We start from the raw sequence: 12,230 nt of genomic DNA, 5'->3' as shown, positions 1-12,230 counted from the left end.
GCCCGACACCGGACTCACGCGCTCGCTCGCCCCACCGGAGGACGAACGCTACTAGGTAGTGTTTTCTTGGCTCGCTGGCGCTCGCCGGGAAACCGACCCTAGCCGTCCTCGCCTTCTCCGTCTTCCTCGCCTTCCCCGCCGCTCTCTTCGTCATCGCCCTGGGCGGCTGCCTCCTCCGGCGGCGTGACGTCGACAGCGCCGAGGACGTCCACGACGAACACCAGCGGTCCCTGCGGCGGCTCCTGGCCGCCCTGCTGGGCTTCCTCGCCGTCGTAGGCCATTTCGCCGGGAACCGCGAGCATCACCCGGCTACCGACTTTCTGGCCCACCAGGCCCTTGTCCCAGCCCTCGATGACCTGGCCGGCGCCGATCGCGAAGGTCGCGGGGGCGCCACCACGGCTCCACGTGGAGTCGAAGACCTGGCCAGAGTCGTACTGTTCCGAGTCCTCCCACTGGACCCCGGTGTACTGGACAACGACCTGCTGCTCGGCCTCGACCTCGGGCCCCTCGCCCTCGATCAGGTTGACCGATTCGAGGTCCTCCGGGGGATCGCTGTCGGGGATCTCGATCTCGGGCTCGTCGGCGCCCGCGTCCGCCGCCGTCGGCATGCCGTCGCCGCCGTCAGTGGTCTGTTCACCCTCGACGGTGTCACCCTTACCGAAGCGCCCCTCGACGTCGACGATCGACACCGACGAACCGGGCTCCGGCTCGGGCTGGCCCATGGCCGCGGCCTCCTGCGGATCCTGGGGCGGGAAGATGAACTCGACGCGGCTTCCCACCGGCTGGTCGACGAGGTCACCCGTGAGCTCCTCGCCCATCTGCTCCAGTTCGAGGATGACCGGCGCACCCGAATCGTAGGTGGACTGGGTCTTCTCGTACTCGCCCTTGGCTGTCCACTGGTAGTCGACGATGTTGGCCAAGAGCATGTCGTCGGAACGGACGAGCTCCCCTTCGCCGTCGCCCTTTTTCACGACCCCCGAGATCTGCTCCTCGGGCGGTTTGATGTTGGGGAAGTCGACCTTCGGTTCCTCGCCGACCTCGCCGGTGACGGTGGGCAGCCGCTCGTCGAGCTCCTCCTCGTCACTCTGCAGGAAGGCCGGGGTCCTCCAGTCCTCCGGAATGGAACCACAACTCGACACCGCGAGTAGCACGGCGGAGAACGGCACCGCGAGGGCGGCTGCACGTCGTCGCATACGTCATTACCTCAATAATCCGGCTCGGGTCCCCGACACACTATCGAAACGGCCAGGCTGCCGTATCCGGGGTGAGAGCCGGCTAAGCGAAGGCGGGGCGGCTACATCCCCGCGATCAGCTTTTCCACGCGCTCGTCCACCGCCTTGAACGGGTCCTTGCACAATACGGTCCGCTGTGCCTGGTCGTTGAGCTTCAGGTGCACCCAGTCGACCGTGAAGTCCCTGCGCTGCTCCTGTGCCCGGCGGATGAACTCGCCCCGAAGCCGTGCGCGCGTGGTCTGCGGCGGCACCGACTTGGCCTCGAAGATCTTCAGATCGCCCACCACGCGCTCCATCTGCCCCCTGTCCTGCAGCAGGTAGAACAGCCCGCGGTCGCGGTGGATGTCGTGGTAGGTGAGGTCGAGCTGGGCGATGCGCGGCGACGACAGCGACAACCCGTGCTTCTCGCGGTAGCGCTCCAACAGCAGGTACTTCGCCGCCCAGTCGATCTCGTGCTGCACCAGGCTCAGGTTCTGGGTCTCCACCGCTTCGAGGGTGCGCTCCCACAGCTCCAGGATCCGCTTGCCCGTGGCGTCGGTGCCGTGCCGGTCGACGTAGGTCTGCACCTTGTCCAGGTACTCGCGCTGGATCTCCAGCGCGCTCGCCTCGCGCCCGTTGGCCAGGCGCACCTTGCGCCGGCCGGTCATGTCGTGGCTGACCTCGCGGATCGCCCGGATCGGGTTCTCCAGGGTGTAGTCGCGCATGACGACACCCGTCTCGATCATCCGCAGCACGAGGTCAGTGGACGCCAGCTTGAGCAGGGTGGTCACCTCGCTCATGTTGGAGTCGCCCACGATCACGTGCAGCCGGCGGAACCGCTCGGCGTCGGCGTGCGGCTCGTCGCGGGTGTTGATGATCGGCCGGGAACGCGTGGTCGCCGAGGACACGCCCTCCCAGATGTGCTCGGCGCGCTGGCTCACGCAGAACAGCGCACCGCGGGGGGTCTGCAGCACCTTGCCCGCGCCGCAGATGATCTGCCGGGTCACCAGGAACGGGATGAGGACATCGGCCAGCCGACCGAACTCGCCGTGCCGCCCGACCAGGTAGTTCTCGTGGCACCCGTAGGAGTTGCCCGCTGAGTCGGTGTTGTTCTTGAACAGGTAGATCTCGCCGGCGATGCCTTCTTCGTGCAGCCGCTGCTCGGCGTCGACCTGCAGCCCTTCGAGGATCCGCTCGCCCGCCTTGTCGTGGGCGACCAGGTCGGCCAGGGTGTCACACTCGGGGGTCGCGTACTCCGGATGGCTGCCGACATCGAGGTAGAGCCGCGCGCCGTTGCGGAGGAAGACATTGCTGCTCCGCCCCCACGACACGACCCGCCGGAACAGGTAACGCGCCACCTCGTCGGGCGACAGCCGCCGCTGACCCCGGAACGTGCAGGTCACGCCGTACTCGTTCTCTAGACCAAAGATGCGACGTTCCACGCGGACTCACCCAACTTCCCGTCCCACGGGGGCCTCGGTCACAGCACCGCGGCGCTCCACCACTCCACCCTACGTCCCGATCTGGCGATCGGCCTGTGACGACGGCGGGCGCCGACGCGGTGGTGCCCCACCGTGCCGGCGCCCGCTGAGCCGAGTGCGCCATTAAGAGTCGTCGCTGTCCCCGGCGTCATCGCCGCCGGCGGCGGGCTCCTCGGCTGCCTTTCCTTCCTCGATGAGCCGGTTGAGCCGGTCGCCCTGGACGCGGCGGAACTTGCGGTGCTCCCGCTCGCGCTCCAGCACCGCGACCTCCAGGCTGCTCGCTTCGATGTCGCGCTGCTCTCCCCCCTCCTGGGCGAGCGCGTGCATCGCAGCGGCCAGCGCGCCGGCCAAAGAGGCGTCCTTGTCGAAGTGCTCCTTCAGGCTGGTGCTGACCCGGTCGGCCGAGCCGCCCATCGCGACGAAGTCACGCTCGTCGACTACCGAACCGTCGAACGTGACCCGGTAGATCTGGTCGGAGTCGGCGGTCTCCCCCACCTCGGCGACGACGATCTCCACCTCCCAGGGTTTACTGCTCTCGCTGAACACCGCGCCCAGGGTCTGCGCGTAGGCGTTGGCCAGCATCCGCCCGTTGACGTCACGGCGGTCATAGGCGTAGCCGCGGACGTCGGCGAACTTCACCCCCGCCTGGCGCAGGTTCTCGAACTCGTTGTACCGGCCCACTGCGGCGAACGCGATGCGGTCGTAGAGCTCGCTGATCTTGTGCAACGTGCGGGACATGTTGTCGGCGACGAGCAGGATTCCGCCGTCGTAGCGCAGTACGACGGCGCTGCGGCCCCGCGCGATGCCCTTACGCGCGTAGTCCGCCTTGTCCTTCATGCTCTGTTCGGGGGAGACGTAGAACGGCATCGACACCGCGGATCGTTCCTTTACTCAGTTCGGGGTCGGGTCATCAGCGCAGCGGCGCCGTCGGGCCCTCCGGACGCTCGCTGCGAGCTCGCACGATCGCCTCGGCCACTTCGGCGATCTCGTCGTTCGGCAACCGGCGGTGCCCCTCCTCGGTGATGACGTCGACCAGTGGGTAGATCTTGCGGTGCACGTCGGGACCGCCCGTGGCGGCATCGTCGTCGGCGGCGTCGTAGAGCGACTGCACCGCGGCCGTCACGGCGTCGTCGCGGGTGAGGCCGTCGGTGAAGAGCTTCTTCAGCGCACCGCTGGCGTAGACGGACCCGGAACCGATCGAGTGGAACCGGTGCTCCTCGTAGCGGCCACCCACCGGGTCGTAGCTGAAGATCCGGCCGGCGCGGTCCGCCTCGTCGTAGCCCACGAGCAGGGGGAGGACCACGAAGCCCTGGAGCGCCATGGCCAGGTTCCCGCGGATCATCGTGGCGAGCTTATTGGCCTTGCCCTCGAGTGAGAGGGAATGGCCCTCCATCTTCTCGTAGTGTTCCAGCTCCACCTGGAACAGCTTGGCGAGCTCGATGCCCACGCCGGCCGCGCCGGCGATGGCGATCGCGGAGAACTCGTCGGCCCGGTAGAGCTTGTCCATGTCGCGGTGTGCGATGACGTTGCCCGCCGTGGCGCGGCGGTCGCCCGCCAGCACCGCACCGCCGGGGAAGGTCAGCGCGACAATCGTGGTGGCCTCAGGAGTGAGGTGCTGCGCGGACGAACCACCCTGGGGCACGTCGCGCAGCCCCGGCAGTAGGTCGGGGTTGACCTCGCGGAGAAAGTCGGTGAAGGACGATGTTCCCGGGGTCATGAACGCAGCGGGCAACCGTCCCCCGCCGTCGAACGTTTCGGACACGCGGCTCCCTTCGATTGCGCCCCGCCCTGGGAGTGAAGCGGGGAGCGTCGGGTGATCAGAACTACTGCTGGCTTGACCTTACTGACCACGCTGGACCCTAGTGACAACGGCGCTCTGACGACCATGGAGGCCGGCGGCGAAGCGCCGATCGACGATTGTGCTGTGAGCGAAACCGGTGGAGCCCGCACACCGCCGCTGGCTGGCGCGCCCGCTCCCCCGATCACCGACCGCTCGGCTACTGCCCGCCCTTCTGGACGAACTGCCGCACGAAGTCCTCGCTGTTGGACTCGAGTACCTCGTCGATCTCGTCCAGGATGTCGTCGACGTCCTCGTCGAGCTTCTCGTTGCGCTCCGTGGTCTCCGTGGTCTCCTCGACCTCTTCGGTCGATTCCTCGCGACGGTCCGCATGCTTCTGACCACCAGTGTCCTTCGTCGCCATCGAAGCAACCTCCTGTTCGGGGCTCTGTCCCCTATCTTGGCCCAACAGTGAGCGGCTCAACCGTGCTCGCGGTGCCCGTTGTTGGCACGTTACCCGGTTCCGGGCCGTACACCCGTGCGAACGCCGGATCCGCCGGTCCCATTTCCGGTTTGCCCTTTTGGCAGGTGGTGGCCGGTTCGCCAACCGCGCCCGACCGCGCGGGGGACTCCCGCGGCACCCTCCGCGGCGCTCTCAGCGCCGCTCTCCGGTCAGGACGGCCACCAGGTCGGCGGCGGTCGGCGAGCGGTCCAGCAGGGGCCCCACGTGTTCCTTGGTGCCGCGCAGCGGCTCCAGAGTGGGAACGCGCTGCAGTGAGTCGTACCCCGGCAGGTCGAAAATTACCGAGTCCCACGACGCCGCCGCGACGGAGTCGGCGTACTTGGCCAGGCACCGCCCCCGGAAATAGGCGCGGGTGTCCTCCGGCGGCTCGGTGATGGAGCGCTCGACCTCGGCGGGGTCGAGCAGGCGGCGCATCCGGCCGCGCGTCGCCAGCCGGTTGTACAGCCCCTTGTCCGGACGGACGTCGGAGTACTGCAGGTCGACAAGCTGCAGCCGGTGGTGGCCCCAGTCGATGTCGTCGCGCTGGCGGTACCCCTCCAGCAGCTTGAGCTTGGCCACCCAGTCGAGCTCCTCGGAGAGCCGCATGGGGTCGTCGGCGAGGCGGTCGAGGGTGGACTCCCAGCGGTCCAGCACATCGGCGGTGTCCGGGTCGACGTTGGTACCGTACTTGTCCTCGACGTACTTGCGGGCCTGGTCCAGGTACTCCCGCTGGATCTGGACCGCGGTCATGCGCCGGCCGTCGCGCAGCCGGGCGGCGTGGCCCAGGTCCGGGTCGTGCGAGAACGCCCGGAGGTCGGACACCGGCGTCTCGAGGGACAGGTCGATGCTGAGGAAGCCGTCCTCGATCATGGACAGCACGATGGACGTGGTACCCAGCTTCAGGTAGGTGGAGATCTCGCTCATGTTGGCGTCGCCAACGATGACGTGCAGCCGCCGGTACTTGTCCGGGTCGGCGTGCGGTTCGTCGCGGGTGTTGATGATCGGCCGTTTGAGGGTGGTCTCAAGCCCCACCTCGACCTCGAAGAAGTCGGCGCGCTGGCTGATCTGGAACCCGCTGTCGCGGCCGTCGGCTCCGATACCGACCCGCCCGGCCCCGCAGATGACCTGCCGGGAGACGAAGAACGGGATCAGGTGCCGCACGATGTCGCCGAACGGCGTCGAGCGCCGCATGAGGTAGTTCTCGTGGCAGCCGTACGAGGCGCCCTTGTTGTCGGTGTTGTTCTTGTAGAGCTGGATGGCCTCGACACCGGGGATGGTGGCGGCACGCCGCGAGGCGTCGGCCATCACCTGCTCGCCGGCCTTGTCCCACAGGACCGCGTCGCGGGGATTGGTGACCTCGGGGGCCGAGTACTCCGGGTGGGCGTGGTCGACATAGAGCCGCGCGCCGTTGGTCAGGATGACATTGGCCAGTCCCAGGTCCTCATCGGTGAGCTGGGTGGGGTCGGCGACCTCGCGTGCGAGGTCGAACCCGCGCGCGTCGCGAAGCGGGTTCTCCTCCTCGAAGTCCCATCGGGCCTTGCGGGCCCGCGCGGCCGAGGCCGCCAGGTAGGCGTTGACCACCTGAGTGGAGGTCACCATCGCGTTGGCACCGGGGTTGCCGGGCACGGAGATGCCGTACTCGGTCTCGATGCCCATAATCCGCCGCACACTCATGATGGAAGGTTATCCACCGTTGCGGACTCTTGAACGCCGCCTCGCGAATTGCGGCCCAACTGCGGCTGGTTTCGGGCGCGCTGCGGGATGTGCGTGGTTGTTTCCGATATTGGCGTCATAGCGCCCCCCGTGAAAAGGGGACGGCCGGTTCTCGGGTCCGAGAACCGGCCGTCGGAACGGACGTTGGCGGATCCGTGTCAGAGGTACTGGCCCGTGTTCGCCACAGTGTCGATGGAGCGCCCGGAGTCGGAGCCCTCCTTGCCCGAGATCAGCGTGCGGATGTAGACGATGCGCTCGCCCTTCTTCCCGGAGATCCGCGCCCAGTCGTCGGGGTTGGTCGTGTTGGGAAGATCCTCGTTCTCGCTGAACTCGTCGACACAGGCCTGCAGGAGGTGGTTGACCCGGATGCCCTTGGCGCGGTTGTCGATGTAGTCCTTGATGGCCATCTTCTTGGCGCGGTCGACGATGTTCTCGATCATGGCGCCGGAGTTGAAGTCCTTGAAGTACAGGACTTCCTTGTCCCCATTGGCGTAGGTCACCTCGAGGAAACGGTTCTCCTCGGTCTCGGTGTACATACGCTCAACGACGCGCTGGATCATGGCGTCGACCGTGGCCCGCCGCGAACCGCCGTGCTCTGCGAGGTCCTCGTCGTGCAGCGGCAGGTCGTCGGTGATGTACTTGGAGAAGATGTCGCGCGCCGCCTCGGCGTCGGGACGTTCGATCTTGATCTTGACGTCGAGCCGGCCGGGCCGCAGGATCGCCGGGTCGATCATGTCCTCGCGGTTGGACGCGCCGATCACGATGACGTTCTCGAGCCCCTCGACACCATCGATCTCACTGAGCAGCTGCGGCACGATCGTGTTCTCGACGTCGCTGGACACGCCCGATCCACGGGTGCGGAAGATGGAGTCCATCTCGTCGAAGAACACGATGACCGGCGTGCCCTCACCGGCCTTTTCCCGCGCACGCTGGAACACGACCCGGATGTGGCGCTCGGTCTCGCCGACGTACTTGTTCAGCAGCTCCGGGCCTTTGATGTTCAGGAAGAAGCTCTTTCCGACATCGCGCCCGGTCTTCTCGGCGACCTGCTTGGCCAGCGAGTTGGCGACCGCCTTGGCGATCAGGGTCTTCCCGCAGCCGGGCGGCCCGTAGAGCAGCACACCCTTGGGCGGGCGCAGCACGTGCTCGTAGAACAGCTCCTTGTGCAGGTAGGGCAGCTCGACCGCATCGCGGATCATCTCGATCTGGCCACCGAGCCCACCGATGTCGGTGTAGGCGATGTCGGGGACCTCCTCGAGGATGAGCTCCTCGACCTCGGACTTGGGGATGCGCTCGTAGACGTAGCCCGAGCGTGCCTCGAGCAGCAGGGAGTCGCCCGGCCGCACCGGCTGGTCGCGCAGCGGCTCGGCCAGCCGGACGATCTTCTCTTCGTCGTGGTTGGAGATAACCAGGGCGCGGTGGCCGTCCTCAAGGACCTCCTTGAGCATGACGACCTCGCCGACGGTCTCGAAGGACTGCGACTCAACGACGTTGAACGCCTCGTTGAGCATGATCTCCTGGCCGGGGCGCAGATCCTCAACCTCGACCGAAGGGCTGACGTTGACGCGCATCTTGCGGCCGTTGGTGAAGATCTCGACGGTCCCGTCCTCACGGGCCTCCAGGAACACCCCGAAGCCGGACGGCGGCTGGGAAAGCCGGTCGACCTCCTCCTTCAGCGCAACGATCTGATCGCGGGCCTCCTTCAGGGTCGCCACGAGGCGCTCGTTCTGACTGTTGGCAGCCGCCAGGTTGGCCTGTGCCTCACGAAGTCGGTCTTCGAGCAGCCGTACATGGCGGGGTGAATCGGCAAGCTTCCGCCGGACTACGCTAAGTTCCTTTTCCAAATAGGAGACCTGAGCCGTGAGCTCTGCGACTTCACGGTCGCGCTCCGCCTGATGCTCATCGTCGCGATCGGCCACGTCCGCCACCTCCCTATAAGAGGACGACTACTCGAAACCCTACCTACCCGTGGACTATTCCTAACCTCTCGCGTCCGGCCAGTGTCGGAGGCCTCACTTGTAGATCTTGCATATTCCTAGGTCACCTTGGTACTGGAGTACGCACCGTAATGAGAAAGTAACGTTGGCATCTAGTGCCGTGCCTCGCTCTCCCGTCCCGCTTCGTCCGGCTCCCCCGCAGAGTCGGTGTTCCCTCCGCCGCCGGAACCACGCGACTTGCGGTAATCCTCACCGTAAGCACCCTTGGCCGGGCGGCGCCGGCGCTCCGGGGGCTCGGCGCCCTCGGCGAGGCGGCGCGCGGTGACCAGGAATCCCGTGTGACCGATCATCTTGTGGTCGGGGCGCACTGCCAGGCCCTCGACGTGCCAGTCGCGCACCATGGTCTCCCAGGCGCGCGGTTCGAAGAACGAGCCGTTGTCGCGCAGCCCTTCGACAACCCGGGAGATCTGGGTGGTCGTGGCGACGTAGACGCAGACCAGCCCTCCGGGCACGAGGGCCTTCGCCGCGGCGTCGACGCACTCCCACGGCGAGAGCATGTCGAGGACTATCCGGTCCACCTCGGTATCGGCGATCGCCTCGGCCAGGTCACCGACCGTGAGCCGCCACGCAGGATGCGGCCGGCCGAAGTAGCGCTCGACATTGTTGCGCGCGATATCGGCGAAGTCGGCGCGCCGTTCGTAGGAGGAAACCATGCCGGTCTCCCCCACGGCGCGCAGCAGCCAGCACGACAGCGCTCCGGAGCCGGCCCCGGCCTCGATCACGCGCGCGCCCGGGAAGATGTCGGCCTGCGCCACGATCTGTGCGGCGTCCTTCGGGTAGACGATGGTGGCGCCGCGCCGCATCGACAGGGTGAAGTCGGCCAGCAACGGGCGCAGGGCGACGTAGGCCGTCCCCGACGAGGAGCGGACCACGCTTCCCTCAGGGCCGCCGATCAGGTCGTCATGGGACAGGCTCCCCCGATGCGTGTGAAACGCCGATCCGGCGCGCAGGGTGATCGTGTGCTTGCGCCCCTTGGGATCGGTCAGTTGGACGGTGTCCCCGTCGTCGAAGGGTCCGCGGCGGCCGTGGATGCCGGTCACTGGTTCAGTCTCTCCTGGGTTGTGGGTCTCGGTTCGAGCAGTCGCCCACGCTATCCGGCGCGACCTGGGTCGGCGTAATCGTCGCCGGCCCCGACCGGGGGTAGTCCCGGTGTGCGGACGCGCTCTCGGGCCGCGGAGGGTGTCCGGCCCCCTTGGGTCGGCGGGCCGCGCTCCCGCGCCGCGAACGGCCGCTCAGCCTCGCGCCAGCAGGCGCGCGATCCGCTGTGCGGCGCGGGCGGTCTCGGTCGCCGGCGCGAGCGGGATGTGCCGCGCGGCCGCAGTGGGCTCCCCCGCCCAGCGGAGCCACCACCACAGCCTCCCGCGGTGCGGTCGGAGCACGGCGCGCTGGGTCCGGCGGGCCGATGCGCGGTCGGCCGCGTCCACCGCTCCTACCGCGTCGTCGATCCGCGCCGCGAGACCGCGGGACCGCAATTCCGCCGAGAGGGCCAGTAGCGCCCGCGACCAGGCAAATCCCCCGTTTTCCCCGTTAGACGCGTCAAGACGTTGGCCAGGTCCGGCCATGGCCGGGGCGCCGGAAGCCGGCGTACCAACGTTCACCTGCATGCCTCCTCTAGTGATATTTCCCCAGGAGAACCGGGACTTTCTCCCCTAGACGGCGCCTTGCGGACACAGCATCCGGACACCCTTATGCACACTACGCATAGCACCAGTTCTATTACACATAGCCACCATTGGCAGGTGGCCACCCTAACCTAGGCTCATGCCCCAATATCACGGCGCTCTACCGCCGGAGTTCTGGTCACGGCCGGTAATGGCTGACGCACTGGCTACATGCGACATGGCCGTGATCGTTGAGGACATCCGTATCGCCCGCGGGTGGTCACAGGGGGAACTGGCCAACGCTGTCGGCTACTCCCAGAGCTGGGTGTCGCGGGTGATCAACGGTCAGCAGTCGCTCACCATCGAGCAGGTGCGCGAGCTCGCCGACCGGTTGGGAATACCCCTTCACCTGCTCCGGTTCGCCAGCGCTACCGAAACGCGGAAGGGGGCGGGTCCTACGCGACGCAGAGACTTCGGAAAGGTCATCGCCACGGCCGCGATGTCGTTGCCTACGGCGTGTACCGGATCCGACATCAATGAGGGCACGGCACCCACACTCCGTGCGATCACAGGGGGTCAACGCCTGCTTGACGCCTCGTCGCCGGCGCGCGACCTGGCCCGTGGGGCGATCGCCCACGTGGAGCTGACCGAACGCGCCCTGAAGCGCGCGCAGCACACCCCGTTCGCTCCGGAGATCGCGGCCGGGGCCAGCGAGGCCGCGGGGTTCGCCGCCTGGCTGCACACCGATATGGGCGACCTCGGCTCGGCGCGCTCGTACTACCAGACCGCCATCGCGCACGCCCGGCAGGCGGGCCATCACCTGCTCGAGGTCTACATGCTCGGCAGCCTCGCGTCCTTCGAGATCGAGGCGGACGACCCCGAGCTCGGCCTCACCCTGGCCGCCGAGGCGCGCCGCCGGATGGGAGCGGACGCCCATCCCACCGCCAAAGCGTGGCTGTCCTGTGTCCGGTCGCTGGCCTATGCCGCCCTCGGCGACGCTTCCGCCTGTACGCGCGAGATCGCGCGCGCGGAGGCCAACGTGGTCCGGCAGGAGAACACGGCGCCCCCGTGGCCGTGGGTGTTCAGCTTCGACGACGCCAAGGTCGCGAGCCACCGCGCGCTGGCGGGCGTGCGGCTGCGCAACCCGAACGACGCCCGGGCCGCGTTCTCCGAGGCCCTGCACGGCTACAACGCCGGCGCCAAGCAGGCCGCCCTGCTCAAGGTGGAGCTGGCGTCGGCGCACGCCGACTCCGGCGACGTCGACGAGGCGTTCCGACTCGCTACCGAGGCGCTGCGCACCGGATCGCAGTTTCGCTCGGAGCGGGTGATCACCCGGGTGCGCCGGTTCCGGCGCGGCTACAACGGAGCGCGCGCCCGGATCGTTAACGAGTTCGACGAGCAGTTGACAGACGTGCTCACCGGTCAACGGGGTAAATGACCATGCGTACGACCGTGCAGGGGGAATGCCACTGTGCGACGGATCGCCATCACCGGTCACAGGGAGCTGGCGGCGAACGTGGAGCAGGCGGTGGAACAGGGAATCCGCGCCCGGCTCGCCACCTTCGGCCGCTCACTCGTGGGATTGTCCTGCCTGGCCGACGGTGCCGACACCATCTTCGCCAAGCTGGTCGTCGACGCTGGGGCGCGGCTCGAGGTGGTCGTGCCGGCCATCCGCTACCGCGAGGGCCTGCCCGAGTCCCACCACGCCACCTACGACGAACTGCTGCGCCGGGCCGCCCTGGTGCACCGGCTCCCGCACGTGGAGTCGACCCCGGACTCCCACCTGGAGGCGGGGCGGCACATGGTGCAGCGCTGCGACGAGATCATCGCGGTATGGGACGGCCGCCCCGCACGCGGCCCCGGGGGCACAGCAGACGTCGTAAGCCTGGCACAGCGGCGCGGGCGCCCGGTCACGGTCATCTGGCCGGAGGGGGCCCAGCGGTGACCC

11 protein-coding genes are annotated in these 12,230 nt (G+C 68.0%); 2 read left to right on the top strand and 9 right to left on the bottom strand.

Going from position 1 to position 12,230, the window contains the following annotated elements; genetic code table 11:
• Positions 1-98: 98 nt before the first annotated feature.
• The 9 genes from F4561_RS11470 to F4561_RS11430 all read right to left on the bottom strand — a co-directional run bounded on the left by F4561_RS11470 (position 99) and on the right by F4561_RS11430 (position 10,279).
• Positions 99-1,193, bottom strand: a complete 1,095-nt coding sequence (locus tag F4561_RS11470) for an FKBP-type peptidyl-prolyl cis-trans isomerase (RefSeq protein ID WP_184577810.1) — start codon at positions 1,191-1,193, stop codon at positions 99-101.
• A gap of 101 nt (positions 1,194-1,294) precedes the next feature.
• Complete coding sequence (pafA, locus tag F4561_RS11465; RefSeq protein WP_184577807.1) at positions 1,295-2,653, bottom strand: Pup--protein ligase; 1,359 nt, start codon at positions 2,651-2,653, stop codon at positions 1,295-1,297.
• Between the two features lie 162 nt (positions 2,654-2,815).
• The gene (prcA, locus tag F4561_RS11460; RefSeq protein WP_184583502.1) at positions 2,816-3,559 is read right to left on the bottom strand and encodes a proteasome subunit alpha; all 744 of its coding nucleotides are present in this window, start codon (positions 3,557-3,559) and stop codon (positions 2,816-2,818) included.
• A 43-nt stretch (positions 3,560-3,602) separates the two neighbouring features.
• Complete coding sequence (prcB, locus tag F4561_RS11455; RefSeq protein WP_184577804.1) at positions 3,603-4,454, bottom strand: proteasome subunit beta; 852 nt, start codon at positions 4,452-4,454, stop codon at positions 3,603-3,605.
• Positions 4,455-4,689: 235 nt separating this feature from the next.
• Positions 4,690-4,893 carry a ubiquitin-like protein Pup gene (locus F4561_RS11450; RefSeq protein WP_184577801.1) on the bottom strand — a complete coding sequence of 68 codons (204 nt, stop codon included), beginning with the start codon at positions 4,891-4,893 and terminating at the stop codon, positions 4,690-4,692.
• A gap of 231 nt (positions 4,894-5,124) precedes the next feature.
• Positions 5,125-6,645 (bottom strand): depupylase/deamidase Dop, encoded by a 1,521-nt coding sequence (gene dop, locus F4561_RS11445; RefSeq protein WP_376773658.1) that lies wholly within the window; start codon positions 6,643-6,645, stop codon positions 5,125-5,127.
• Positions 6,646-6,842: 197 nt separating this feature from the next.
• The gene (gene arc / locus F4561_RS11440) at positions 6,843-8,612 is read right to left on the bottom strand and encodes a proteasome ATPase (RefSeq protein WP_184577798.1); all 1,770 of its coding nucleotides are present in this window, start codon (positions 8,610-8,612) and stop codon (positions 6,843-6,845) included.
• 161 nt (positions 8,613-8,773) lie between these two features.
• On the bottom strand, positions 8,774-9,721 hold the full coding sequence (locus F4561_RS11435) for a tRNA (adenine-N1)-methyltransferase (RefSeq protein WP_184577795.1): 948 nt from the start codon (positions 9,719-9,721) through the stop codon (positions 8,774-8,776).
• Positions 9,722-9,913: 192 nt separating this feature from the next.
• Positions 9,914-10,279, bottom strand: a complete 366-nt coding sequence (locus F4561_RS11430) for a hypothetical protein (protein WP_312885216.1) — start codon at positions 10,277-10,279, stop codon at positions 9,914-9,916.
• 163 nt (positions 10,280-10,442) lie between these two features.
• Between F4561_RS11430 and F4561_RS11425 the strand changes: the two genes are divergently transcribed.
• Both F4561_RS11425 and F4561_RS11420 read left to right on the top strand, forming a co-directional pair.
• Positions 10,443-11,720, top strand: coding sequence for a helix-turn-helix domain-containing protein (locus F4561_RS11425; protein ID WP_246437185.1), 1,278 nt, complete (start codon positions 10,443-10,445; stop codon positions 11,718-11,720).
• Positions 11,721-11,753: 33 nt separating this feature from the next.
• Positions 11,754-12,227: a hypothetical protein gene (locus F4561_RS11420; RefSeq protein ID WP_184577792.1), complete on the top strand. Its 474-nt coding sequence runs from the start codon at positions 11,754-11,756 to the stop codon at positions 12,225-12,227.
• Positions 12,228-12,230: the final 3 nt, after the last annotated feature.

Source organism: Lipingzhangella halophila, assembly GCF_014203805.1.
GTDB lineage: Bacteria > Actinomycetota > Actinomycetes > Streptosporangiales > Streptosporangiaceae > Lipingzhangella > Lipingzhangella halophila.
Note: the sequence above shows the minus strand (reverse complement) of the source record. Positions and strands in the feature narration are given on the sequence as shown.